The organism is Magnetovibrio sp. PR-2 (genome assembly GCF_036689815.1).
Lineage (GTDB): Bacteria > Pseudomonadota > Alphaproteobacteria > Rhodospirillales > Magnetovibrionaceae > Magnetovibrio.
This window is the reverse complement of record NZ_JBAHUR010000009.1, coordinates 43,491-69,307: the sequence shown is the minus strand read 5'-3', so window position 1 is coordinate 69,307 and position 25,817 is coordinate 43,491. Positions and strand designations below refer to the sequence as shown.

Sequence of the window (25,817 nt, the reverse complement as noted above, 5' to 3'; positions counted from 1 at the left end):
CATCGACGTTAGCGGATCATCAGATCTTGATAGAGTACTGTGATGCAGTGTTGGGGCGCAATGACGCGGTTGATGATGATGGTCAGGTCGGTGCGCAGGCGTTCTGTGCCTTCTTCCCCGCTCAAATCACTGGGCGATACGGTGCGCAGGTGCGAGCGGATCGCGTCGTTGATTTTGACTTCGTGTTCTGCAGCGGCTGTTTTGCCGGCTTCGCCTTGCAATTCTGCGGTAAACGTCACGCGGATAAACGGGCGCGGACGGCCTTGTTCTGGTTTGAGGTCGACGGTGACTGTGCCCAGTTCATGGTAGGTGGGCGGGCCGGGCATCATGAGGGTCGCTTCGTGGGGCTTTTCAGAGCTGAACAGGCCCATGAAATAAGCACCTGCGCCGCCGCCGATCAACAAAACGGCGACAACCCCGATAATGATGAACTTGAGTTTGCTCTTTTTCGGAGCTTCGCCTTCAGCTTCGTCACTGCCGTCTTCAGATGCGTCTTCAGCCTTAGTCTCAGCCTCATCAGCCTTTTCGGCGTCTTTCGGGTCTTCGTTTTGATCTTCCGGCGCTTTTGCGTCGTCGCTCATGGATTTCGTCCCTCAATCCTACGCCTGGCCCCAGGCCCTGATTTTCTAGCCTTCTGGGCGGTTACTTTCAAGCTTGATAATATAAAGCATCCATATTTGCACGGTTTCGCGCTTCGATATTGAACGGCGGTTTGATTTGGCCTTTGAAGCGCGCAGCCACCAAGCCTTTGAACGTCGGGACGGGGTCGAGCGTGCGTTGGTTGCATACATATTCAAACCAGCGTACCCCGGCGGCGACATGGTCGATTTCTTCTTCGCCGATGCGCTCCATAATGTCAGCGGTGGCGTCATCGCCATTGGCGCGCAACCGTTTGACCGTCGCGGGCGTGGTGTCTAAGCCCCGCGCCTCCAGCAACATGGGCGCTAAGGCCATGCGTGCCAAAACGTCGTCGGCGGTGTTGACAGCAGCTTCCCACAGCCCGTCGTGGGCGGGCAGATCGCCATAGGTGGCGTCCAGTTCGTTCAGGCGTTTTTCCAACAGTTCAAAATGCAGCGCTTCGTCCGCGCCCACTTGAACCCAGTCGTCACAAAAGCCCTTGGGCAAGTCAGGGCCGAACCGTGCTATCGCGTCCCAGGCCAAGTCGATGGCGTTGAGTTCGATGTGGGCGATGGCGTGGATCAAATTGATGCGCCGCTTGCCGCCCCCGGTGGACCGCTTGGGCATTTCGCCGGGTTGACACAGTATGGGCTTGGCGGGGCGTGCAGGGCGGTCCGTGGGGAAGCTGTCGCCGAGTTCAGCAATCTCACCGTCCCGCCAAGCTTTGGCGTAGGCATACGTCAGGCGTACTTTTTCAGCCGGGTCAGGCGTCAGCAAAACCTCGCAAGCAGCATCGGTGAGGGTGGTCGGCATCAGAGGCTCTTTACGAGTTCCAAGACTTCTTCGGCATGGCCTTTCACCCGGGCCTTGCGCCATTCGGCGACGATTTTGCCTTTGGCGTCGATCACAAACGTAGAGCGCTCAATCCCCATGTATTCGCGGCCATAGTTTTTCTTCAACACCCAAACGCCATAGGCTTCGCACAGCGTGCCCTCTTCGTCGGACAGCAACGCCATGGACAGGTCGTTCTTAGCCTTGAAATTGTCTTGGCGTTTGACCGTGTCTTTGGACGCGCCTAAGACGACGACTCCGGCTTTTTCGAAGTCTTTGGCCAAGGCGGTGAAGTCTTTAGCTTCGTTGGTGCAGCCCGGGGTGGAGGCTTTCGGATAGAAAAACAACACCACGGTTTTGCCTTTGAGGCTGGAGAGTTTGACCTGCCCACCACCGTCGGTGGGCAGGTCGAATGCAGGGGCTTTATCGCCGACTGTTACGCTCATGTCATTCCTTTACACGATCAGATGCGGAGTTTCTTTTTCTCCGGGTCGAAGTCATCCAATGTTTCATAGAACGTATCCGCCGCACCGACAAGACGCTGATCAGGCGTAATGTTCACTTCGTCGTCCTTGCCGGGGTAAGGCACGCTGTCGAGGAAATAGCGAATGCAGTTGATGCGCGCGCGTTTCTTGTCGTCCGAGCGCACCACTGTCCACGGGGCATCGGCCGTGTGGGTATAGAAAAACATGCTTTCTTTGGCTTCGGAATATTCGTCCCAACGATCCAGGCTTTCCACATCGACGGGGCTGAGTTTCCAGTGCTTGAGCGGGTCTTGTTGACGCGATTGGAAACGGCGCAGCTGTTCTTCTTGCGAGACCGAGAACCAGAACTTGAACAAGCGAATGCCCGAGCGCACCAACATACGTTCAAACTCCGGCACTTGGCGCATGAATTCCATGTATTCCGCAGGCGAGCAGAACCCCATGACCCGTTCCACACCTGCACGGTTGTACCAGGAGCGGTCAAAGAACACGATTTCACCCTTGGTCGGCAGCTGTTCGGTATAGCGTTGGAAATACCACTGGCCGCGTTCTTCTTCGGTGGGTTTTTCCAAAGCAACCACACGCGCACCGCGGGGGTTTAAGTGTTCGGTAAAGCGTTTGATGGTGCCGCCTTTACCCGCCGCATCGCGGCCTTCAAAGATGCACAACACGCGCTGTCCGGTGTCTTTGACCCAGTTTTGAACTTTGAGCAGCTCGATCTGAAGCTCTTGCTTGCGCGCTTCGTATTGGGGGCGGCGCATGCGGGTTTTGTAGGGATAGTTCGGCGGCAAGGGCGCGCGTTTGCCTTTCTTGACCGCTTTGTCATGCTGTAACAGGGCGTGGCCCTTGTGCACACTGGGATGCGCCACATGAGGACGTGCCTTGGGCTCCGGGTCAGGATTGGTGGCGGCTTTTTCTTGTGTTTTGGCTTTGGCCTTTGCCTTAGCTTTTGGTTTGGCCTTTTCGGTAGCTTTGATATCGCCGTCTGCCATGAGCATTCTCCTATCCCGGTTTTTTTCGTCTTACGCCGGGAGGGATTCTACGCCTCTTCTACAAATAACACAAATAAAAGTGTTATTTCCCGGTGGCCCGTTTTAAATCTGATTTCACGTGTTCGCGCAAAGGCTCAGCGGGTTGGTCAATGAGGACTTGAAACGTCCCATGCACCCAGTTGGCGGTGGATTTGATGAAGGTTCCGGCCTGGCCGCAATTCTCAGATCCAATGATGCGACAGACCTGTTCTTGCAGGCTTCGGGGCATTTCGTAGTTGCTGGTGGCGCGGGACGCCGCGGTGACGGTCAAACGCAACAGGCCTTGCAACGCGTGCCATATGTCCAAAGTCTGCACCAATTTGTTCGCGGTGGTAGTGTCCAAAAGCCCGGCGTCGCGCAAGTTTTTCAGCGCGATCCGGGTGGTCGGGTGAAGCACGTCCGGATGTTCTGCCCCATATTTGAGCTGCAGATATTGCGAGATGAATTCAATATCCACCAAGCCGCCGCGATAGTTTTTAATTTCCCAGGGGATATCTGTGTGGCGGTCTTTGTCCATGCGGGTGCGCATGTCGGACACATCGACGACCAGCTTGTCCGTGTCGCGCTGTGATGTGAGCACTTTGTTGATTTCGGCTTCGATCTCGTCACGCAGCGTCTTGGGTCCGGTTAAGGCGCGCGCACGCGTCAGCGCCATGTGTTCCCAGGTCCAGGCATCGGTTTTTTGGTACTGCTTGAACGCGGCTAATGACGTTGCGATGGGGCCTGCGTTGCCGCTGGGGCGCAGGCGCATATCGACTTCGTACAGCATGCCTTCCGCCGTTTGTGCGGACAGGGCATTGATGAGACGTTGGCTCAAGCGGGCGAAGTATTGGCTGACGGCCAAAGGCTTGTCGCCGTCTGAGGTGGTTTCGCCTTCGTCAAAGGTGTAGATGAAGGTCATGTCCATATCCGACGTGGGCGTTTTTTCGCCGCTGCCGAGCTTTCCGAACGCCACCACGGACATAGCGCCCCCTTTGACGCGGCCATGGCGGATGGCGAACTCCTCTTCGACCAGGGGCTGGAGCGTGTTCAAGATGGTTTCGGCGACACCTGTCAAAGCCCGTTGGCTTTCGCGTTCCGTAATGGTGCCCTTGAGAACCTGCACACCCACTTGGAACTTACGGTCCTTGGTCCAGCGACGGGCCAAGTCCAGGACTTCTTCCATGCACGAGGCGTCTTCCAACAGGTGGGTTAAGTCTTCGCGCATCTCTTCGCTGGACGGGGGTTCTTCCAAGAAACCGGGGGTCAGCACGCCGTCCAAAATATTGGCCTTTTGTGCCAAGTGTTCGGCCAAGCGCGGTGCCGTGCCCAAAATCTCGGCGATCAGCTCCAGCATCTGCGGATTGCTTTGGAACATGGAAAACAGCTGCACGCCGGCCGGCAGTTGGCTCAAGAACTTATCGAAACGCAAGAACGCTTGATCCGGTTCCGCCGTGTCGGCCATGGTGGACAGGATCAACGGCATCAGTTCCGTCAAAATCGCGCGCGAGCGTTCAGACCGTGTGCAGCGGTAGCGCGCGTGGTGCCAACCGCGAATGGCGTTGTCCAGGGCTTCGGCATTCTTGAAGCCCATATCGCGCAAGGTTTTGAGCGTTTCGGGATCGCTTTCGCCACCCGTAAAGACCAAGTTGCCGCCATCAGCGCCACTGGCGGACAACTGATCACCTTCGGCGAACAGGTCGGCGTAGAGCTTTTCGACTTGATGCAGGGTCTGCAACAACTCGTCAGCAAAACTTTCAAGGCTGTCGTAACCCAGGAATATGGCGATGGCAGTGAGGCTGTCTTCGTCTTCGGGCAGGGAATGGGTTTGTTCGTCGGCGACCATTTGCAGGCGATGTTCGACACGACGCAGGTAGTGATAGGCCTTGGCCAGGACATCGGTGTTGCGCTTTTGCTCGTGGCCTGCTTCGACCAGGGCGTCCAGGGCTTCCAAGGTTGGAATGACGCGCAGGTTTCGTTCTCGTCCACCCCAGATCAGCTGTTGGGTTTGGGCGTAAAATTCGATTTCGCGAATGCCGCCCCGACCCAGTTTGACATTGTGGCCCTTGAGCTTGATGTCGGTGCCGCCCTTGTGTGCGTTGATTTGGCGTTTGATGGACTGAATGTCTTGGATTGCGGCGAAATCCAGGTTTTTGCGCCACACAAACGGTTTTAAGTGGGCCAAAAACGCTTCGCCCGCTTCGATATCGCCGGCGATGGGGCGAGCCTTGATCATGGCGGCGCGTTCCCAGTTTTGGCCGATGCTTTCGTAATAGACCTCCGCCGCGTGGGTCGACATGGCCAGCGGGGTCGAGCCCGGGTCCGGGCGTAGACGCAAATCGGTGCGAAACACATAGCCTTCGTCGGTGCGCTCATCCAAAAGGCTCACCAAGCCCTTGGCGAGGCGCACGAAGCTCTGGCCCAGGCTGAAGGGATCGTCGGTTTCGACGATGTCCGGGTCGTAAAGCACGATGAGGTCGATATCGGAGGAATAATTGAGCTCCCGCCCGCCAAGTTTGCCCATGCCGAGAATCACCAAACCAGACCCAACTTCCGGGTTTTGTGGGTTTTTGAGTTTGATTTTTCCCCGGTTTTCCAGGGTTTTTAGCAAATGGGTGCTGGCGGCAGAAGTGGCTGCGTCGGCAAAGTCGGAAAGGGCGCCCGTGACGTCGAACAGCCCCCAGGTGTTTGTGATGTCCCCCAAAGCCGCACTCAGCGCGATTCGGCGCTTTTGGATGCGCAAATGGCGTTTTAGGCCCGCTTCGTCCAGTTCGCGGCTTTGTTCTCGTGTGGCTGCCAGCACTTGATCGCGACAGGCAAAGGGACCTTTTTCCAATAAGTCTTTGGTGAACAGTGGATCATTGAGCCAGCATGCGCTAAGAAACGGGGAGTTTCCGAATACGGCAGCGGCAAGTTTAGCGCCTGCAGCGTCGGATTTGAGAGATTGGACGAAGTCCAACACTTCTGGATGGTCTTCGGCCTGTTTTTGGGCGGCTTCGAAAAAGCGCTCCCACCCCGTTTCGACACGGTCTTGATCGGCTGGTGCAGGAATGTTTTGGGGCGAAAATTCGAATAGCTGCATGTGCAGTTTTAGACCTCGAGCCTGTTGCAGATGATTTTCCAGCAGCATGCCCCGGCAAAAGGATTGAGTCCACTGATCAAACGCGTCGTCAGAGGCCTGTTTCAAATTATCGGCGGATTGGGCGTCGGCTTGCTGGTGGCTGTGCTGTTGGTGGCGTGGCGTTTGGCGTCCGGGCCCGTGTCGATTGGCTTTTTGACGCCGTATATTCAAAATGCGCTGAGCGAAGTGCACAAAGACGCCATCGCCCTGGAGGTGGAAGACACCATTTTGACCTGGGCCGGGTGGGAACGGACCTTGGACATCCGTATCGTCAATCTGCAGACGTCGCTGCCCGACGGACAAGTGGTTGCGACGGTTCCCGAGGTCTCGTTGTCGCTTAGCGCCGAAGCTTTGCTGAAAGGCAATGTGGCCCCGCGTTCAATCGAATTTTTCGGTCCGACTTTCCATGTGGAACGCCTGGCGGATGGACAATTTGCCTTGGGTTTTGAACAGGCGCAACAAACCGCCGCCAAAGAAGGCGACTTGGTGGCGTCATTGATTTTATTGATGCTGCAAGACCCCAATCCGGACCAAGCGTTGAGTTACCTCAAACGCATCTCTGTGGTGGATGGGCAACTGATCTATGAAGACAAGGCCGAAGGATCGCTGTGGCAGGCTTCCGAGACCTCTGCCGATTTCATTCGGGTGGACGGCGGTCTGGAAGCTGAATTGGATATGACCCTGAAAGGCGCAAACCATAGCGCCGGGATCACCGTCATGGGGACGTACACCTTGGCGGACAAACAGATCGACTTAGGTGTCCAGGTGGACGGCCTTGTCCCCGCTGACTTTACAGAGTTGGTGCAAAGTGTGCCCATGCTGGCAACCGTGGATTTGCCGCTGAACGGCACGTTGACCCTGAGCATGCTCCAAGACGGTGTGATTGAAGGTGTGGACTTCGACGTGCAGGGCGGGGCAGGGCACTTGGCGTTGCCGGTTAATGTCGCGGCTGAGCTCAATGCCTTGCCGTGGGCCCAGCGCCTTGGCGTTGACGGTTTGTCGGCCAAAGGACATTTCGAAGGCGGCACACAATCCGTAAAACTAGACGACCTGACGATCAATTTGCCCAAAGGTGAAACGTTCCACATTCCCGCCCCAGTGAACCATGAATATGAAATTCGCGAACTGAAAACAGAGCTGAGCTTTTATGGCGATCAAGGCCTGCTGGATGTGCGTCGTTTAGAGCTGGAGCTGGGCCAGGGGCCAAGGGCTTTGGTCTCTGCCCTCATCGATGGCTTGGGCGCAGGGCGCTCGGAGCTTGGGATCGATATCAAGGGCCAAATTGCGGGTGTCGCTTTTAACGATTTGAACGATCTTTGGCCGCAAAGTCTGGCCATAGACGCGCGCGATTGGGTGGTGCCGAATTTGCGCGATGGCGTGGCTGAGGACGCAACCATTGAGGCGTCTTTGAATGTCGATGCTGACGGGGCAATCGTTTTGGAAAACTTGTCCGGTGAAGTCCGCGGCGGTGGCTTGACGGTGGATTATCTCTCCCCCATGCCGCCTGCGACCCAGGCTAGGGGACGCGCCACGTTTAATGCCGATGAATTCAACATCGAAGTTTTTGAAGGTAAGGGATACAAAGGCCTTTCGGTTACAAGCGGCACCATTGATTTGACCAAATTGCAAGAAGACACCGCCGAGGCCCATATTGACATCAATGTTGAAGGCCCTGTGCAAGCGGTGCTGGAGCTGATTGATTATGAGCCTTTGGCTTTTGCATCGGAACTGGGGATCAAGCCCGGCAATGTTGGCGGGGCGGCCAAGGGGAATGTAAAATTGTCTTTGCCGCTGTTGCTGGATTTAAAAGCCAGCGACGTTGTCGCCAAAGCCAACGCCACCGTTGCTGACGGCAGCATTCAAGAGGCTTTGTTCAAAAAAGATTTGTCCAAAGGCGACCTGAAATTAAATGTCGATAACGACGGATTGGCGCTTACGGGTGAAGCGGTTTTGGGGATTGTTCCCATTGAGCTGGATTGGAAGCACGATTTTCGCGAGGCAGCTTTGTTCCGTGACCGCTACGAACTTTCCGGCTCCATTGAAGATGTGTTGAGCCTGAGTGCACTGGGCATTGAGGTTCCCGACATTTTGTCGCGCTATATGGCGGGCGGTGCCGAAGCCAATGTGAATTACACCGAGTTTTCAAACGGCACGGAGGCGCTGTCGGCGCGCGTGGATTTGTCGAACATCTCGCTTGCTGCACCGGAACTCGGATGGGCCAAGCCGACAGGCGTTCCGGGTACCGCCGAGCTTGAGCTGCGTCTCAAAAATCACAAGCCCCAGGAAATTCCAAAGTTCGGTGTGACGGCGCCGGATATGGATATTGCGGGCTCTGCATTCTTTGCCGATGACGGCTCCTTGCTGCGTATCGATATCAACACCATGAAATCCGGACACACGGATGTGTCGGGTTCTCTCACCCCCGACATAGAAGGGGCATGGGAATTGGTGCTGCGCGGCGAAAGCCTGGATGCTCAATTGTTGTGGGATGAAATGCTGGGCATTTATGAGGCCCCGCCGCGCAAGAAGTTGGAAGACGATGAGTTGTCTTTGACGGTGGCCGTGGATATTCACACCCTCAGACTGCGCCAAGACCGGGCCTTGAACGATCTGGTGGGGACGGTTTATCGCGAAAATGGCGGGTGGCGGAAAATCGATATCAGTGCGGCCGTGGGTGACGGCGGGGGAATTGAGCTGCTGTTGGACACGGACAGGGATGGTTTGCGCTATTTGTCCATTACATCCGACGATGCGGGCTCGTCTTTGCGCGCGCTGGATCTCCACGACAACATCTTGGGCGGCGATCTGGATTTGAAGGCGGCTTATACATCGCCATCCAAAGACGCACCTCTCGAAGGTGTTTTGAAAGTCACCGATTACGCCATGATCGACGCCCCTGCGTTTGCGAAGTTGATCGGGGTCATGTCTTTGACGGGGGTTTTGGACGCGCTTCAAGGAGAAGGCCTGAACTTCGATATCTTCGAAGCGCCCTTTAAGCTTGAAGGGGGGCAGTTGGAAATGGTGAGCTCGCGTGCATCCGGTCCCACCATCGGCGTGACTGCCAGTGGCACTGTGGACATGGACAATAAGCTAATGAACCTTGAAGGCACCGTTGTTCCGGCCTACGCCATCAATGCGCTGTTGGGTAAAATTCCGATTATTGGTGATTTGTTCACCGGCGGGGAAAAAGGCGGCGGTCTGTTTGCGGCGACCTACACCATGGTCGGCACGAAAGAAAACGTGGAAATCACGGTGAACCCGCTCAGCGTTCTCACACCTGGTGTGCTGCGCGGTATCTTCTCGGGCTCGGATAAAGAAAAAGAGATTCCGACCGTCCCGCCAAAGCCTAAGGCCGCCCCGGTGGAGCCGGTGACCCCGGCTCCGATCAATTGATTAGACGGCTTTCAACAATGCGTGGCGTTTTTTGCCAGCCGAGACTTTGACGACACCGTCGTCGTTGAGATCGCTCAGTGTGACGGCATGGTTTTCGTCTTTGATTTGTTTGTCATTGATGCGCGCGCCGCCGCCTCGCACGAACTTGCGGGCTTCACCATTGGATTTGCAAAAGCCCACTTTGACCAGAGCCGCAAACGTGGAAAGGCCCTCTTCCAGTTCGGCTTTGGGGATGTCGAAGCTGGGCAAATCGCCGCCCAACTGGCCTTGTTCAAAGGTCTTTTGCGCCGTGGCTTTGGCGGCTATGGCGGCGTCTTCACCGTGACACATCCGTGTGGCTTCGTCGGCCAAAATCTTTTTGGCCTCATTAATGTCTTGGCCTTCCAAGGCTTCCAGGCGTGCAATCTCGTCCAGGGGCAGTTCGGTGAACAAGCGCAGGAAACGGCCCACGTCGGCGTCTTCGGTGTTGCGCCAGTATTGCCAGTAGTCGTAAGGCGACAGCTGTTCGGCGTTGAGCCACACCGCACCCGCAGCAGTCTTGCCCATTTTTGCACCCGAAGAGGTGGTCAGCAAAGGCGTGGTGAGGCCAAAGACCTCTTTGGCATCCACACGGCGGGTGAGCTCCACACCATTGACAATGTTGCCCCACTGGTCCGAGCCGCCCATTTGCAGCATGCAGTCGGAGCGGCGGTTGAGCTCCAAGAAGTCATAAGCCTGCAAGATCATGTAGTTGAATTCCAGCAGCGTTAAGGGCTGTTCACGGTCCAGACGCAGCTTCACGGAATCGAAGCTCATCATGCGGTTGATGGTAAAGTGCGGGCCGAAATCGCGCAGGAACTCAATGTAATTGAGCCCTTTAAGCCAATCGGCGTTGTTGACCATCACGGCGTCGGTCGGTCCGTCGCCAAAGGTCAGGAATTTGGAAAAGATCTGCTTGATGCCGTCCATGTTGTCTTGGATGTCGGCCTCAGTCAGCATTTTGCGGCTTTCGTCTTTGCCGGATGGGTCCCCCACCAGCGTGGTGCCGCCGCCCATCAAAACGATGGGCTTGTGTCCGGTTTTTTGCAGCGTGCGCAACATCATGATGGGCAGCAGTGAGCCCACGTGCAGGCTGGGTGCCGTGCAATCAAACCCGATATAAGCCGTGACGATCCCGTCGGTGGCTTTTTTATCCAAAGCGTCCAGGTCGGTACATTGGTGCATGTAGCCGCGCTCTTGAACGGTTTTGAGGAAATCGGATTTTGGCTCGCTCATTTTAGTCTCTATCCCAGGCAGGTTGCATGTTGACTTGCATGTTCCTGGGGGACTTAGCACAATGACTGCCAACGCACAATGCACTGCAACGATTCCCAAGGCTCTGGCTCCTATGACTGCCTCAAAAATCTACACCGCAATTGGCTTGATGAGCGGCACGTCCTTGGACGGCATTGATGTTGCCTTGATCAAGACGGACGGCGAAGGGTTAGTAGCGTTTGGACCTTCCATGGATGTCGGCTACGACGTCGATTTTCGCGACCGGGTGCGCGGGTTGTTTGGAGCTGATGCCCGCTCACACCCCAGTGCAACTGAGGTTGAACGCGATTTGACGCTAAAGCATGCGGAGCTGGTCAAATCGTTCTTGGACCAAAATGGGCTTTCTGCCAAAGACATTGATCTCATCGGTTTTCATGGTCAAACCGTGCACCATGAACCGGAAAACGCCGTCACCATCCAGCTGGGCGATGGCCGGCTGTTGGCCGACGAAGTGGGAATTTCTGTGGTCAATGACCTGCGCAGTGCAGACGTCCAAGCCGGTGGCGAGGGCGCGCCTTTGGTGCCCGTCTATCACCAGGGCTTGCTGAAACAAGCGGATAATGTCCAACTCCCAGCTGCTGTGGTCAACATTGGCGGGGTATCCAATGTGACATGGGTCAGCGAAGACGCAATCCTTGCTTTCGACACCGGGCCGGGCAATGCCCCCCTGAACGATTGGGTGTGTGATTTGATCGGCCAGGATATGGACCGGGATGGCGGGCTGGCCGCCAAAGGTCAAGTTCATGAGGACCGGATTGAGAAGGCCTTGAACAATCCGTTTTTCGACCGCACACCGCCCAAATCCTTGGACCGCCAAGCGTTTGATCCAAAGCTGGCCGAGGGCCTCGGCCTGGAAGACGGTGCGGCGACGCTCACGGACTTCACGGCACGCGCCATCGCCAAAGCCGCCGAACATTTCCCCGCGCCTGCGGCCACCTGGGTGGTGACGGGCGGCGGGCGCTTGAACCCGGTATTGTTGGAAAACCTGCGCGCTGCTACGGGGGCAGATGTCTTGCCTGTTGAGGCTTTGGGCTGGAATGGCGATGCCCTAGAAGCGCAAGCGTTTGCGTATATGGCGGTACGCTCGAAATTGGGGTTACCCATCACGTTTCCAACCACCACAGGGGGCGCCGCGCCATTGAGCGGCGGAACTTTACACGCCGTTTAAAAACGCTTTCTTACTCGTGTCGAAAGACGAATGTGCTGTCGGGAAACTTTTTAAGAATTTTGGCATATGTGCCGTCATCAATGATGTCTGAGATGATTTGATTGATGGCGGCGATCAGACTTTTGCCCTGCTCATCGTTCTGCGCAATGAAACCGCCTTCAATGGTTCCAAACGGCTGGCCGTGGTGCAAATCAGAAATGTCCAATTCGGTGAGCACGGATTTCCCCCAGCCTTCATGAACCAAAAAGGCATCCACGCGCCCAAACTTCACCATTTTAAAAGCCTGATGTCCCGAATTGACCTGTTCGACGGAGTAAGATGTCGGTGGAACAAGGTCAATGGGGATGTACGCACCCGCGATGACAACCGTGTCGCGCCCGATAAGGTCGCGCAACGCGCTCAGTCGTGCGGATTTTGCCGGGGTATAAATGACGAACTCACCACCGTTATAAAGCGGCCTTGAATACAGTGGGATTTCGTCAAAGCCCCATTTTTTGTAACTCGCTAATGTGAAATTGCTCACCTTCACAATGGGGAAGGCCAAGTCGTAATGCTTCTTTTGAAATCCATTTAACAATCGCGTAAACGGAACCAGAGTGACCGATATTTCATGCCCCTGGTTTTGAAGACGAGAGAGCACGGCGCGCATCAGCTCATAGCCGACACCCGAGGTCTCTTCTTCGATAAAACCTTCGACAACACCGTAGGCGAAATTTAAGGTTTTTTGCGGGGGCTCGGCCGATGCGGGACTCGCCAAGAACACGAAAGCAGTCAAGGCAAGGCGCAAACAAAGCGTTGTCTTCAATCTTGAAAACAGTTTAGTCAAAGACAAGCTTTTGATCCTTTTGGTGTTGAGTCTCGATAAAACAGTCTAGCGGCTAAGGCAATCGCATTGGAACCCAAAAGTTTTCTACATCGATAAGGTCTTCTGGTTTAATCGGGGTGAATGACCAACTTCGTGTCTGGAAATTTTTCGAGAATTTTGGCGTAACTGCCGTCTTCAATCATGTCGGCGATTACACGGTCAATCGCTGAGACCAGCTCTTCGCCCAACTCGTTTTCTTGCGCGATAAAACCGCCGCGGATGTTTTCAAAGGGCTCGCCGTGATGCAGTTCCGGTAAGTCCAAACCTGAAAGAACATGCTGTCCCCAACCTTTATGCACAAGGAAGGCGTCTACGCGCCCGAACTGAACCATTTTGAAGGCTTGTTCGGCTGTGTCGACGTACTCGACGTTATAAGGGGTGGGCGTGACCAAATCGACGGGGATGTAAGCGCCTGCGATGACGACTGTGGATTTGCCTTTGAGGTCCTTGACCCGGTTGAGGCGGTCATTTTCGACGTGGGTATAGATGACAAAATGCCCCCCGTCATAGAGCGGCCGGGAATAGAGCGGGATATGATCGAAGCCCCATTTTTGAAAGCTCTTCAACGTGAAGTTTTTGATTTTCATGATCGGGAAGATCACGTCGTATTGCTTGTTTTTATAGCCGTTTAAAAGCCGCATGGCGGGGACGAAGGATTCGTTGATCTGGTACCCCTGAGCGCGCAGCCGCATGAGCACTTCGGTCATGAGCTCATATCCAACGCCTTTGGGCTCTTCATCGACAAAGCCTTCCACGGGGCAGAATCCGAACTCAATGGACGTGTTTTGTGGGTCGGCAGATGCAAAACTGTCGAGCAGGAGAGCGACGACGACAGCAAAGCTGAGGGTCAGATTCTTGAGTCGCCCCGTATAACAGTGTGTCAAAAACAAAGTCGTCGCCCCCACATGCGTCACTCAGCTATAGAACGTATATAGCCCTAACAACTATATTTATAATATCGGATATACGCCGTATTGCATGGATTTTTCACAAAAAAAAGTGCGGCCACCACATTGGCGCGCCACACTTTTTTGAAATTCACGTCTTTATTGCAGACTTAAGCCACCTGGGTCAGGGATTTGTCCAGGTATTCGTCGACGATTTTGGTCAGCTCATCCATGTGATCGCCAAAGAAGTGATCACACCCTTTGACCACTTCATAGTCGATGGTGATGTTCTTTTGGCTTTTAAGCTTCGCGGCCAGTTTATCGACGCTGTCTACGGGGACAATCTCATCACGATCGCCATGCACCAAAATACCGGACGCCGGGCACGGTGCCAGGAAGGTGAAGTCATGTTGGCTCGCAGGGGGCGCGATGGAGATAAAGCCGCTGATTTCCGGTCGGCGCATCATAAGCTGCATGGAAATCCAAGCCCCAAACGAAAAGCCGCCGATCCAGCAATCTGAAGCGTTGGGGTTGTGGGCTTGCATCCAATCCAGGGCCGACGCCGCGTCACTCATTTCGCCTTGACCGTTGTCAAAAGTGCTCTGAGAACGGCCGACTCCGCGAAAATTAAACCGCAAAGTTGAAAAACCGCGTTTTACGAAGGCCTGGTACATGGCGTACACGACCTTGTTATTCATGGTTCCGCCGAACTGTGGGTGCGGGTGCAAAATAAGCGCAATCGGCGCTCCGGGTTTTTTGGAATGATGGTAGCGCCCTTCCAGGCGGCCTTCGGGTCCGTTGAAGATGACTTCGGGCATTTGCTCTATTTTACCGCTTAAGTTTCAATGGGTTGCGATTTTTGACACGCTGCAGCATTTTCACAACTTTTTTTCCGTAAATTGCCCTAGAATACTTGACCCTGGTAGTCGGGTATCTTATATTCTGAGCATGTAATGCAACATTGTGTGCGCCACTTGCACACGGCGGTCAAGGGAATAGACCTTTTACCGCATGTGGTCGCTTGTGCACAAACATATTGGATAGGCCATGATTTTCAAGAGGCTTAAAGAAGATATCGATTCATTTATCGCTCGCGACCCTGCGGCGCGGACTCGTTTGGAGGTCGCGTTGCTGTATCCGGGGTTCCACGCAATCCAGGCTTATCGCCTGTCACATTGGCTGTGGAGGCACGATGTGCGCTTCATTGCGCGCATGATTTCTCAGGCGGCCCGTTTCTTCACGGGCATTGAAATTCATCCGGGTGCGACCATTGGCCGGCGTTTTTTCATTGATCACGGTGACGGTGTCGTGATTGGCGAAACCAGTAAAATCGGCGATGACGTGACGATCTATCAAATTGTGACCTTGGGCGGCACATCGCCCAGCGTCGACAGCCACACGCAAGTGAACCAAAAGCGCCACCCAACTTTGGAAGATGGTGTGATCGTTGGTTCCGGTGCGCAGGTTTTGGGCCCCATCACGGTGGGTAAGGATGCGCGCATTGGCGCCAACGCCGTGGTTACGCGCGATGTCCCTTCGGGTGTGACGGCTGTGGGCATCCCGGCCCGTGTTGTTATGCCGCGCGACAAAGAACATGCGAAAGACTTCGTGGCCTACGGTACACCGTCCGACGGTTGCCCGGACCCGGTTTTGCGCACCATCGATAATTTGCGCGCGCAGGTGTCGACATTGATGGAGCGCGTCGAAGAATTGGAATACGAGCAGGACGCTGCGGCCAAGTCGAAAGACGAAGCTGGGTCCGCAAGCGCTCAGAAAAAAGTGGTGAACTTGAGCGAAGATGCTTAAGTCCGCCTGGAACGAAAAAGAAGAAGGAGAACGGACGTGAAGTTGAGCACCAAAGGACGTTATGCCGTTATGGCGATGGCTGACCTCGGCAAGAACGAACCAGGCAAACCCGTGGCATTGGCAGACATTGCCGACCGCCAAGAAATTTCGCTGTCTTATCTGGAACAGCTGTTTGGCAAACTGCGCCGTGCAGGTTTGGTCAAAAGTGTTCGTGGACCGGGTGGTGGATATTTGCTGTCGCGCTCCGTCACCGAAATTCGCATCTCGGATGTGATCACTGCGGTGGATGAACCGATCTCGGCCACCCGCTGCTCCAAAGCCGAGGGCTGTCATTCCGACAAAGCGCGTTGCTTGACCCATGACCTGTGGCAAGCGCTGAGCTATCAAATCCACTTGTATCTGAGCTCGGTCACTTTGGCCGACGTCTGCGCACGCCGTGTTTTGGGTCCGCAGCCGGAACTGTTCGAAGAAATGGTTGCCAACATTCCCACCGATATCATAGCTGCGGAATAAACGCTTTTAGACTTTAGGCATTCTCAACGGAAGGCATCTACCATGAGCCAACAGGTTTACATGGATCATAACGCAACGTCGCCGACGCGCCCGAAAGTGCGCGACGCTGTCGTGCGCGCCATGGAAGCCGGAGGCAATCCTTCGTCCGTTCACGCCTCTGGCCGCAAAGCGCGCCGCGCCGTTGAAGATGCCCGCGAACAAATCCGCACAGCCGTCAACGCCCCCAAAAGTGCGCAGATCGTCTTTACGTCCTGTGGGACCGAAGCCAACACCTTGGCGCTGACGTGCACAGGGCGAGACAAAATTTGGGCCGGGGCGACGGATCATGCCGCCGTGCTCCGGGTCGCAGATCATGTCGAGATCATTCCCGTAGACGTCAACGGTCTCATCGATCCGTTCCAATTGGATGAGCTGTTCGCGGGCGGCGGCGACGATGTTGTGGTGTCGGTGATGCTGGCCAACAATGAAACTGGCGTGTTGCAACAACTCGAAGGCATCGCCAACATCGCGCATCGTTACTCGGCTTTGGTCCATACCGACGCTGTTCAAGCATTGGGCAAAGTCGATGTGGATTTTGAAAGCCTTGGCGTCGATATGATGAGCGTGTCCGCACACAAAATCGGCGGGCCGTTGGGTGTGGGTGCCTTGATCGCCACCAAAGACGTAGACCTCACCGCCATCAACCCCGGCGGCGGTCAGGAAAAAGGCGTGCGCGGCGGCACGGAAAATGTGCCCGGTATCGTCGGCTTTGGCTTGGCCGCAGAAATTGCGATAGCCGAATTGGCGGGCATGGCTCACGTCAAAGCGCTGCGCGACACATTGGAAGCGCGCATTCTCGATTGCGCCCCAGATGCAACCGTCATCGCACAATTGTGGGACCGCCTGCCCAACACCAGCTTTATCGCCATGCCCGGCGTCGACGCAGAGACCCAAGTGATGAATTTCGATTTGGAAGGCATCGCCGTCAGTGCAGGATCAGCCTGCGCGTCGGGTAAAACGAAATCGAGCGCCGTTTTGACGGCCATGGGCTTGCCTGCGGACATCGCACGGTCTGCTGTGCGTGTTTCGCTTGCCCAAACAAATAAAATTGAAGAGATCGAACACTTTATTTCCGTCTGGACGAACCTATATCAACGTAAGAATACAGCCCCAAACACCGCCCAGTCGGCAGCTTAGACAAACAGCAAGGTTGAAATAAAAAATATGACCGCAAAAACGTGGACCCAAAACGATCCTCTCTATTTGGATTACCAAGCCACTACCCCCACCGACCCCCGCGTGGTTGAGGCGATGGCCCCTTATTGGACGACCAAGTTCGGCAACCCGCATTCGCGCAATCACCACTTTGGTTGGGAAGCGGAAGACGCGGTCGAAGTCGCGCGCGGAAATGTCGCCGATCTCATCGGTGCGAACCCGAAGGAAATCATCTTCACCTCTGGCGCGACCGAGTCCAACAACCTCGCCATCAAAGGTGTGGCGAAGTTTTACGGCGATAAGAAAAATCACATCATCACCTGTGTTACCGAACACAAGTGTGTGTTGGAAACCTGCCGTTCCTTGCAGCAAGACGGCTTTGAGGTGACATACCTGCACGTCAAAGAAGACGGCTTGATCGATCTGGACGCATTGAAAGCAGCGATGACCGACAAGACTTTGTTGGTGTCCATCATGGCGGTGAACAACGAAATTGGCGTGATCCAGCCGCTCAAAGAAATCGGTGCGCTGTGCCGCGAAAACAAAACGTTCTTCCACACGGACGCGGCCCAAGCGGTCGGCAAAATTCCGCTGGATGTGAACGAAATGAACATCGACATGATGTCGATTTCCGGCCACAAGGTCTACGGCCCCATGGGCATTGGTGCCATGTATGTGCGCAAGAAACCACGCGTGCGCCTGGTCCCGCTGATCCACGGTGGCGGCCAAGAACGCGGCATGCGTTCGGGCACCTTGCCGACGCCGTTGGTTGTTGGCTTGGGCAAAGCATGTGAATTGGCGAAGAAAGAAATGGCGGCGGAGGCCGAACGCCTGCGCGATTTCCAAAATCGCCTCTACCAAGGCCTGCGCCAGCGCATTCCGGAAATCTTTTTGAACGGCGATCTGGAAAGCCGCATCCCCGGCAACTTGAACATCTCATTCGCTTACGTCGAAGGTGAAGGCTTGATGATGGGCATCAAAGACTTGGCGGTCTCAAGCGGTTCGGCGTGCACATCCGCTTCTCTTGAGCCCAGCTACGTGCTGCGCGCCTTAGGCGTTGAAGACGAATTGGCGCACACTTCGTTGCGGTTGGGACTGGGACGCTTCACCACCGAAGACGACGTTGAATACGCCATCGAGCGCATTTCCAAAGAAGTCAACCGCCTGCGTGAACTGAGCCCGCTTTGGGACATGGCGCAAGCCGGCATCGATTTGAAGTCCATCAAATGGGCGGAACACTAAGTTCAACCACAGCACTGCCATCCCCGAGCAGTGAAGGAGAATAGACAATGGCCTACAGTAAAGAACTCATCGATCACTACGAAAACCCGCGCAACGTCGGCGCCATGGAAGACGGCGACGGCGATGTCGGCACAGGCTTGGTGGGTGCACCGGCGTGTGGTGACGTGATGAAGCTGCAAATCAAAGTCGGCACGGACGGCATCATCGAAGATGCCAAGTTCAAAACGTTCGGCTGTGGTTCGGCCATCGCGTCGAGCTCGCTGGTCACCGAATGGGTCAAAGGCAAAACCATTGACGAAGCCGGTGAGATCAAAAACACCGACATCGCCGAAGAACTGGCTTTGCCGCCGGTGAAGATCCACTGTTCGGTCCTGGCCGAAGACGCGATCAAAGCGGCTATCGAAGACTACAAAGGCAAAACCGGCGACGTTCAAGACGAAGGCCAAGACGCTGCCGAATAACCAGATCGTGAAGGATCAAGGGGACTGATTATGAACATGCCTGCACCAATACATCTGACCGACGCCGCTGTGACCCAGGTCAAAGCGTTGTTGGACGGTCGCGGTAAACCATCTGCCGGTATCCGCATCGGTGTGCAAACCAAGGGGTGCTCGGGCTTGTCCTACACCCTGGAGTTTGCCGACGAAAAGAACGAGTTTGATGACGAAATGGAAGTGAACGGATTGACCATCTTAATCGATCCCAAAGCCACCATGTTTATCATCGGCACCGAAATGGATTACGTGGAAGACAAGTTGGAAAGCGGTTTTCGGTTTTCCAATCCCAACGAAAAGGGACGCTGCGGGTGCGGCGAATCTTTCCACGTCTAAGGCTTAAAGCCCAAATATCCGAACCACCCCCCCCATAACTTCCCCGTGGGGCGGTTCGCTTTTGGAATATCTGTTGATGAATGACGAAAACGTACACGTTCAAAACGAGACACTGAAACCTTGTTGGTCATGCAAAGGCCCGGTGCCTGTTGCGAGCTTGTTTTGCTCCACCTGTGAAGCCGTACAAGGGCCTGCGCCGGTCAATCATTTTGAACGCTTAGGGATTAATCTCACGTTCGATGTTGATGTGTCCGCGATAGACCGATTGTATTTTGATCTGCAGCGCCAGCTCCACCCGGACCGTTTTGCCACCAAAGCCCCGAAGGAAAAGGCGTTGAGCCAACAGCAAGCCACCGCTCTCAACGATGCTTACGAAGTGTTGAAAGACCCGCTCAAACGAGCCGACTATTTGGTCCATGTGTTGGGTGTGGATGTGTTTCCCGAAGGCTGCAACTTGGTGAACGATCAAGCCATCTTGATGGAAGCCATGGAGATGCGCGAAAAGCTGATGATGGCCGACAGCATGGCGGCGCTGAACGACATTCAGCGCGAAACCAAGTCGGAAATCGACGATGTTTTGAAGGCGCTGTCTTTGGCGTTTCAAGGCGAAGACATTCACGGCGCGTGTCAGCTGACGACGCGGCTCAAATACCTCGACAAAATGATGGGTGAAGTGCGCCAAGCTCGTGCGCGCCTTTTAGCCTAAACACACATACTGAAAACAAAAAGATTTAAACATGGTCACCCTTCTGCAAATTCACGAACCCGGCGAAACACCAGCTCCCCACGAAGGGGAGTCTGAGCTCGCCATCGGCATCGATCTCGGCACCACCAACTCGGTCGTTGCGGTCAGTTCTGAAAATTCCGTCGATGTGTTGAAGGACGACGATGGTACGGCTCTGGTCCCATCCATCGTGGCCTATGCGCCGGACGGCTCCCCCATTGTGGGTGAGTTGGCCAAGCGTTTGTTGTTGAGCCGCCCCGACAGCGTGGTGAGCTCCATCAAACGTTTGATGGGGCGCGGTGCGGAAGACGTCAAAGGCTTGGGCGGTCAGCTGCCGTTTGAGATCGAGCCCCACGTTGAAGGCGAAAGCCAACTGGTGCGCCTCAACATTGGTGGGCACAAAATGACGCCCATCGAAATTTCCGCCGACATTTTGCGGGCCTTGCGTGACCGGGCCGAAGAACATCTCAGTGCCAAAATCGGCAAAGCCGTGATCACCGTTCCGGCCTACTTCGACGATGCTCAACGCGTCGCCACCAAGGACGCCGCGCGTTTGGCGGGGCTTGACGTTTTGCGTCTGGTGAACGAACCGACAGCCGCGGCATTGGCGTATGGCTTGGACAAAGAAGCCGAAGGTTTGTACGCGGTTTATGATTTGGGCGGCGGCACGTTCGATTTGTCCGTGCTGCGCATGGAAAAGGGCGTGTTCCAAGTGTTGGCGACGGGCGGTGATGCAGCACTTGGCGGTGACGATTTCGATCACGCCATTGCCGATCATTTTTTGACCCAACGCAAAGCTGAATTGGGCGAGACGGAGCTCAACTCCGGCGAAGTCAAAGTGGCGTTGATGACGGCACGTTTGGCCAAAGAATGCCTGACCACCGAAGACAGCGGCGAGTGGATGCTGCAAGCGGGCGACACGTCCACCAAGCACACCCTGACCCGTGCCGAGTTCGACGGGTTGTCTGCCGATCTGGTCAAACGTACCATCAAAATCTGCCATGAGGTCCTGACCGAAGCGGGCTACGACCCCCTCGACGTCAAAGGTGTGGTTCTGGTGGGGGGCTCCACCCGCGTTCCGGCCGTGCGCGCCGCCGTCGAAGGCTACTTCGGCTCCGAACCCTTGGCCGACATCGATCCCGACCAAGTGGTCGCCGTGGGTGCGGCTTTGCAGGCCGAAGCGTTGACCGTGGGCTCAGACACCTTGCTGTTGGACGTCACGCCGTTGTCGCTGGGGCTTGAGACCATGGGCGGCATCGTCGAAAAAGTCATTCCGCGCAACACCCCCATCCCGGTTGCCAAAGCCCAAGAATTCACCACCTATCAAGACGGCCAGACCGCTATGGCCATTCATGTGGTGCAGGGTGAACGCGAAATGGTGGACCAAAACCGTTCACTCGCGCGCTTTAACTTGACCGGAATACCGCAAATGGCGGCCGGGGCTGCACACATCCGCGTGACCTTCCAGGTGGATGCAGACGGCCTTTTGACCGTGACGGCAGGCGAAGATACCTCTGGCATCGAAGCCAAGGTAGAAGTCAAACCGTCTTATGGTCTGTCGGAAGACGAAATGTCGCAGATGCTCTACGATTCCATGGCCCACGCCAAGGACGATATGGAGCTGCGTTTGCTCACCGAAGCTCGCGTTGAGGCCGAACGCGCCATGTTGGCTGTACGCGCCGCTTTGCAAGCCGATTGCCGTTTGCTCAGCGTCGAAGAACGCGAAGCCATTGGCGAAGTCATGGACGAAGTGATTGAAACCATCAAAGGCACGGACAGAGACGCCATTAATCAAGTGGCAGGAAAACTCGACACGGCGACCCAGGTTTTTGCCGAAAAGCGCATGGACAAAGGCATCCGCGATGCGCTCACGGGTGTGAGTATGGACAAGCTGGAATCCTCCGTGGTTGAGGGGGAAGAGGGGCAATAATCCCTTGTTTCCGGGCCTTGGCCGCGCTAAACCAATGCTCAACAGATAATTAAATTCCGAGGAGACCTCTCAATATGCCGAAAATGACGTTCATCGATGACGAAGGCAAACGCACCGAAGTGGACGCACCGGTTGGCCTTTCGGTCCTGGAAATTGCGCACAAAAACGGTTTGGATCTGGAAGGCGCTTGCGAAGGCTCGCTGGCGTGCTCGACCTGTCACGTGGTTGTCGAAGACAAATGGTTCGACAAACTGGACGAAGCGACCGAGGAAGAAGAAGACATGCTCGACCTGGCGTTTGGCCTGACCCACACGTCGCGTTTGGGCTGTCAGATCAAAATGACCGAAGACTTGGACGGCTTGGAAGTGACGCTGCCCGCCGGCACGCGCAACATGTTGCTGGACTAAGCGCCTCGAACGATTACAGGATTGAGGGGGGCGGGGTTCAATCCAGCCCCCCTTCGTATTTTTGCAGGAGTTATCACAATGCGTTGGACCGACGTATACGATATTGCCATTGAACTGGAAGACGCGCACCCGGACGCTGACATCATGCACGTGCGCTTCACGGACTTGTGGAAATGGGTGCAAGAGCTGCCCAGCTTCGACGACGACCCGGAAAAATCCAGCGAGAAGATCTTGGAAGCCATCCAAATGGCGTGGCTCGAAGAACGCGACGACTGATTAGGAAACCCGATGCCCGACATCGCCATCATCGACTTGGCCGCACTTGCGTGGTTTTTCATCGTCTGGAATGGCTATATCCTTTATGCCGACCGTCTCAAACACGGCGGGCACAATTTGATGAGTGTGATGAAAAAGCACCGTGCAGGCTGGATGCAGCAGCTTTTGCGCCGTGACATGCGCATGGTGGACACCACCATCATGAGCGCCTTGATGCGCAGCGTCGGACTGTTTTCGTCCATCACGTTGCTGATCTTGGCCGGGCTGTTGGCGATTTTGGGCTCGCTCGATAAGGTTCAAGCGTTGGTCGAGGGTGTGCCGTACTTGAGCGAGGCCTCCAAAGCCACGTGGGAGCTGAAAATCCTGCTCCTACTCCTGATTTTCATCTACGCGTTTTTCAAATGTGCTTGGTCTTTGCGCCAATTCAACTACTCCGTCATTTTGGTGGGTGCTGCGCCGCCGCCGTCCGAGGCCGACAGCGATGACGCCCAGGCCTTTGCCGAAGGGGCGTCTGAAGTTCTCGCTTTGGCCGTGGCCAACTTCAACCGCGCCATGCGGTCTTACTATTACGGGCTTGCCGCGCTCAGCTGGTTTTTGCATCCGGTGCTGTTTGCCATTGCGACTGTTTGGGTGACGGCGGTGGTCTATCGCCGGGAATTTCGTTCTCAAACCTTGGGGTATCTTCACAGCATTCCGGGCATGGGGGGCAAGCCGTGAAGCTCGACCTGCCCCAAAGTGCCCACAACAAACCGCCCGCCGAGACCCGTGTGGTCGTTGCCATGTCCGGCGGGGTGGACAGCTCTGTGACGGCGGCCTTGTTGAAAGAAGCAGGCTTCGACGTGGTGGGCATCACCATGCAGCTTTATGACCACGGCATCGCCATCGACAAGCCCGGCACGTGCTGCGCGGGCCGCGACATCCACGATGCGCGCCGCGTGGCCGACGACATTGGCATCCCGCACTATGTCCTGGACTTCGAAGAACGCTTTAAGGCCGAGGTTATGGAGGTCTTTGCCGACACGTACCTGGCGGGCGAAACGCCGATCCCGTGCGTGCATTGCAACGACACCATCAAGTTCAAAGACTTGTTGGACAAAGCCAAGGACTTAGGTGCGGAGGCTCTGGTGACCGGGCACTATGTGCGGCGCTTGGACGGTCCGGATGGGGCGGAGCTGCACCGGGGCCAAGACCATAGCCGCGATCAAAGCTATTTCCTGTTTTCCACGCCCGGGGACGCTGTGGAGATGTTGTGGTTTCCACTGGGTGCGTGCACCAAAGACGAAGCGCGGGCCGAGGCCGAGCGCTTAGGCTTAGACATCGCCAAAAAACCCGACAGCCAAGACATCTGCTTTGTGCCCGAAGGTAAGTACTTAGACGTGGTCAACAAACTTCGCCCCGGCGCACTGGAGCCCGGCGATGTTGTGGATATGGACGGCAACGTTTTGGGCCAACACGACGGCGTGATCAAATACACGGTGGGCCAACGCAGAGGCCTCGGCATCTCCGGCCCCGAACCCATCTACGTGGTGAAGATTGATGCGGACACCAACCAAGTGGTAGTGGGCTGCAAAGCCGACCTGCTCGCGAACGCGCTCACCATCCGCGACGTCAACTGGATTGGGGATGGGGACACGATACCGGCGGACGGCATCGACTGCGTCGTCAAGCTCCGCTCCTTAAGCCCCGCCGTCCCCGCACACATCACGCCAATGCAAGACGGCCGCGCCACAGTCCACCTCAAAGAACCTTTCTCCGCCATCGCGCCCGGGCAGGCTTGCGTGTTCTACGACGGCGAGCGGCTGTTGGGTGGTGGGTGGATTGAGAAGGGGTGAGTACGAGGACTATATAATAGTCCTCGTAGAAACACTCTCTGCATGAAATCAATTTACTTAAAAAGGTCGCGCTGACGATGGTCTTCGAAGGAATCTTGCCGTTCCGTATCTTTTTGCGTTGATACTTTACCTGCAAGTTCAGCTTGGGCATTGAAGAAACCTTCGGCAAATATTTCTAGCATCTCTTTTGTTTCATCCTGAGATAGCGTAGGAACATCTCTTGCTTCAATAATAGCTAGTTCTCGCGGAGTTTTTGGCTTAGGTGCACTGAAGTCATAAATTTGGAAACGTGCATTTTCGAGATCAGGATCTTCAACCAGAACTTCTCGTACAAGCGATACGAACAATGCAAGACGCTTATTAGATAAAGGGTTAGCACGCCAAAAACTAAGCCAAGGGAAATAGATTTGTCCTCCAAGGCCATAGATGAGAGGCGGCGTAAAGGGGATCATTAGCCCCCGTGTGATTGGATACATCCTTGTGTCAACTTGTTGCACGAAGTCAGGAGATATACTTTCAAAGTGCTTGTGCATCAGAGAGAGTATTTCCAGATAGTTATCGCGTACACCTTCACGTTTAACAGCACGAATTATTCCTAGCCGAACTTGATCATAAGGTTGACCAAACAACAACAGGTCTAATGCTGCGCTACTTAAAGGGTTGTAATTAAATCTTGGCGGATTCTCTGCTAATCGGACTAATGATTTAGTGATTTTTTTCGAATCAGGGTGCCAGTTACGCGCTAAATGCTGAAGGGAAGGTACTCTGAGTTTAGTCATATGGTGATTAACCTCATTGTATTGTGAATGGAGCCGATGCCTTGGAATAAAATTCAAGAATGTCTTTATTTTCAATTTTCATTCCAGGTTGAACGTCACCATCATGATTCCAGACTTGATGCCATGGTCCTCCCGTTACATGGCTTAAGTCTACCAACTGGCCAGCGCTAAGCTGGCTATAAAATTTAACTACATCTCTTAAGAGTTCTTCTGTAACTGGGTCAAAATCACAAACAGCGTTTTGCTTTATTCCTGTTTTGGGGTCAAGTTGCTTCGCTCGGTTTGTAATAATGTCATCGTCAAATGACTTGAACTCTCTATACAGATACTGAAGTACTGGCCCATATTTCCAAGCTTCAAATTGGTGCCGGATTAATGGTCTTCCCAAGGTTATCAGTGACCAAACGTGGCAAAAGTAGACAATCTTTTGCAGAGAGAGGTTTGTTATTGGGTGACCGTTATCCTCACAATAGTCCAAGACGAAGTTTGCAATAGCCCGTCCATCATAACTCATTGTCATAGTTCCATGTTCTTGAAGTGTTCTAGCAGTTCATAGCGTACAAATCAACCATATGATGTTGCTTGTACTGTTTGTAGCGCAATATGTTGATCA

The 25,817-nt window shown here is 54.9% G+C and carries 25 protein-coding genes; 14 read left to right on the top strand and 11 right to left on the bottom strand.

Going from position 1 to position 25,817, the window contains the following annotated elements:
- Positions 1–8 precede the first annotated feature (8 nt).
- The 5 genes from V5T82_RS11925 to V5T82_RS11905 all read right to left on the bottom strand — a co-directional run bounded on the left by V5T82_RS11925 (position 9) and on the right by V5T82_RS11905 (position 6,026).
- Positions 9–581, bottom strand: a complete 573-nt coding sequence (locus V5T82_RS11925) for a flagellar basal body-associated FliL family protein (protein WP_332895868.1) — start codon at positions 579–581, stop codon at positions 9–11.
- A 67-nt stretch (positions 582–648) separates the two neighbouring features.
- Positions 649–1,431 (bottom strand): ferritin-like domain-containing protein, encoded by a 783-nt coding sequence (locus V5T82_RS11920; protein ID WP_332895867.1) that lies wholly within the window; start codon positions 1,429–1,431, stop codon positions 649–651.
- Positions 1,431–1,895 (bottom strand): thioredoxin-dependent thiol peroxidase, encoded by a 465-nt coding sequence (gene bcp, locus V5T82_RS11915; protein WP_332895866.1) that lies wholly within the window; start codon positions 1,893–1,895, stop codon positions 1,431–1,433. Before bcp ends, V5T82_RS11920 begins: the two co-directional genes overlap by 1 nt.
- 17 nt (positions 1,896–1,912) lie before the next feature.
- A complete protein-coding gene (gene ppk2, locus V5T82_RS11910; RefSeq protein WP_332895865.1) occupies positions 1,913–2,926 on the bottom strand; it encodes a polyphosphate kinase 2 in 1,014 nt (337 codons plus the stop codon).
- Positions 2,927–3,008: 82 nt separating this feature from the next.
- Positions 3,009–6,026, bottom strand: a complete 3,018-nt coding sequence (locus tag V5T82_RS11905) for a bifunctional [glutamine synthetase] adenylyltransferase/[glutamine synthetase]-adenylyl-L-tyrosine phosphorylase (protein ID WP_332895864.1) — start codon at positions 6,024–6,026, stop codon at positions 3,009–3,011.
- 30 nt (positions 6,027–6,056) lie between these two features.
- On the opposite strand from V5T82_RS11905, the gene V5T82_RS11900 reads away from it, so the two are divergent.
- Complete coding sequence (locus tag V5T82_RS11900) at positions 6,057–9,458, top strand: YhdP family protein (protein WP_332895863.1); 3,402 nt, start codon at positions 6,057–6,059, stop codon at positions 9,456–9,458.
- Here V5T82_RS11900 and tyrS read toward each other — a convergent pair whose 3' ends face one another.
- A complete protein-coding gene (tyrS, locus tag V5T82_RS11895; RefSeq protein WP_332895862.1) occupies positions 9,459–10,712 on the bottom strand; it encodes a tyrosine--tRNA ligase in 1,254 nt (417 codons plus the stop codon).
- A gap of 112 nt (positions 10,713–10,824) precedes the next feature.
- Here tyrS and V5T82_RS11890 point away from each other — a divergent pair, with 112 nt between their 5' ends.
- A complete protein-coding gene (locus V5T82_RS11890; RefSeq protein WP_332895861.1) occupies positions 10,825–11,919 on the top strand; it encodes an anhydro-N-acetylmuramic acid kinase in 1,095 nt (364 codons plus the stop codon).
- 10 nt (positions 11,920–11,929) lie between these two features.
- On the opposite strand, the gene V5T82_RS11885 is transcribed toward V5T82_RS11890, so the two are convergent.
- From V5T82_RS11885 to V5T82_RS11875, 3 genes are all read right to left on the bottom strand, one after another.
- Entirely contained in the window at positions 11,930–12,694 is a 765-nt protein-coding gene (locus tag V5T82_RS11885) for a substrate-binding periplasmic protein (protein WP_332895860.1), read from the bottom strand.
- A 158-nt stretch (positions 12,695–12,852) separates the two neighbouring features.
- Positions 12,853–13,674: a substrate-binding periplasmic protein gene (locus V5T82_RS11880; RefSeq protein ID WP_332895859.1), complete on the bottom strand. Its 822-nt coding sequence runs from the start codon at positions 13,672–13,674 to the stop codon at positions 12,853–12,855.
- Between the two features lie 167 nt (positions 13,675–13,841).
- Entirely contained in the window at positions 13,842–14,489 is a 648-nt protein-coding gene (locus tag V5T82_RS11875) for an alpha/beta hydrolase (protein WP_332895858.1), read from the bottom strand.
- Positions 14,490–14,718: 229 nt separating this feature from the next.
- Here V5T82_RS11875 and cysE point away from each other — a divergent pair, with 229 nt between their 5' ends.
- The 12 genes from cysE (at position 14,719) to mnmA (ending at position 24,425) form a co-directional block, all read left to right on the top strand.
- Complete coding sequence (gene cysE, locus V5T82_RS11870) at positions 14,719–15,477, top strand: serine O-acetyltransferase (RefSeq protein ID WP_332895857.1); 759 nt, start codon at positions 14,719–14,721, stop codon at positions 15,475–15,477.
- A gap of 36 nt (positions 15,478–15,513) precedes the next feature.
- Complete coding sequence (locus tag V5T82_RS11865; RefSeq protein ID WP_332895856.1) at positions 15,514–15,990, top strand: Rrf2 family transcriptional regulator; 477 nt, start codon at positions 15,514–15,516, stop codon at positions 15,988–15,990.
- A gap of 42 nt (positions 15,991–16,032) precedes the next feature.
- On the top strand, positions 16,033–17,166 hold the full coding sequence (locus V5T82_RS11860; RefSeq protein ID WP_332895855.1) for a cysteine desulfurase family protein: 1,134 nt from the start codon (positions 16,033–16,035) through the stop codon (positions 17,164–17,166).
- Positions 17,167–17,193: 27 nt separating this feature from the next.
- Positions 17,194–18,426 (top strand): IscS subfamily cysteine desulfurase, encoded by a 1,233-nt coding sequence (locus tag V5T82_RS11855; RefSeq protein ID WP_332895854.1) that lies wholly within the window; start codon positions 17,194–17,196, stop codon positions 18,424–18,426.
- Between the two features lie 47 nt (positions 18,427–18,473).
- Positions 18,474–18,887, top strand: a complete 414-nt coding sequence (iscU, locus tag V5T82_RS11850; protein WP_332895853.1) for a Fe-S cluster assembly scaffold IscU — start codon at positions 18,474–18,476, stop codon at positions 18,885–18,887.
- Between the two features lie 30 nt (positions 18,888–18,917).
- The gene (locus V5T82_RS11845) at positions 18,918–19,256 is read left to right on the top strand and encodes a HesB/IscA family protein (RefSeq protein WP_332895852.1); all 339 of its coding nucleotides are present in this window, start codon (positions 18,918–18,920) and stop codon (positions 19,254–19,256) included.
- A 76-nt stretch (positions 19,257–19,332) separates the two neighbouring features.
- Complete coding sequence (hscB, locus tag V5T82_RS11840; RefSeq protein WP_332895851.1) at positions 19,333–19,962, top strand: Fe-S protein assembly co-chaperone HscB; 630 nt, start codon at positions 19,333–19,335, stop codon at positions 19,960–19,962.
- A gap of 31 nt (positions 19,963–19,993) precedes the next feature.
- Entirely contained in the window at positions 19,994–21,910 is a 1,917-nt protein-coding gene (gene hscA, locus V5T82_RS11835; protein WP_332895850.1) for a Fe-S protein assembly chaperone HscA, read from the top strand.
- A 74-nt stretch (positions 21,911–21,984) separates the two neighbouring features.
- Positions 21,985–22,317, top strand: coding sequence for a ferredoxin family 2Fe-2S iron-sulfur cluster binding protein (locus tag V5T82_RS11830; protein WP_332895849.1), 333 nt, complete (start codon positions 21,985–21,987; stop codon positions 22,315–22,317).
- Between the two features lie 78 nt (positions 22,318–22,395).
- Complete coding sequence (gene iscX / locus V5T82_RS11825) at positions 22,396–22,593, top strand: Fe-S cluster assembly protein IscX (protein WP_442917635.1); 198 nt, start codon at positions 22,396–22,398, stop codon at positions 22,591–22,593.
- Between the two features lie 12 nt (positions 22,594–22,605).
- Positions 22,606–23,310 carry a DUF599 domain-containing protein gene (locus V5T82_RS11820; protein ID WP_332895848.1) on the top strand — a complete coding sequence of 235 codons (705 nt, stop codon included), beginning with the start codon at positions 22,606–22,608 and terminating at the stop codon, positions 23,308–23,310.
- Positions 23,307–24,425, top strand: a complete 1,119-nt coding sequence (gene mnmA, locus V5T82_RS11815) for a tRNA 2-thiouridine(34) synthase MnmA (RefSeq protein ID WP_332895847.1) — start codon at positions 23,307–23,309, stop codon at positions 24,423–24,425. The genes V5T82_RS11820 and mnmA overlap by 4 nt, the downstream gene beginning before the upstream one ends.
- Positions 24,426–24,478: 53 nt before the next feature.
- Here the strand turns inward: mnmA and V5T82_RS11810 are convergent, their stop codons facing one another.
- Positions 24,479–25,204, bottom strand: coding sequence for a hypothetical protein (locus tag V5T82_RS11810; protein ID WP_332895846.1), 726 nt, complete (start codon positions 25,202–25,204; stop codon positions 24,479–24,481).
- Between the two features lie 13 nt (positions 25,205–25,217).
- A complete protein-coding gene (locus V5T82_RS11805; RefSeq protein ID WP_332895845.1) occupies positions 25,218–25,718 on the bottom strand; it encodes a Panacea domain-containing protein in 501 nt (166 codons plus the stop codon).
- Between the last annotated feature and the right edge of the window lie 99 nt (positions 25,719–25,817).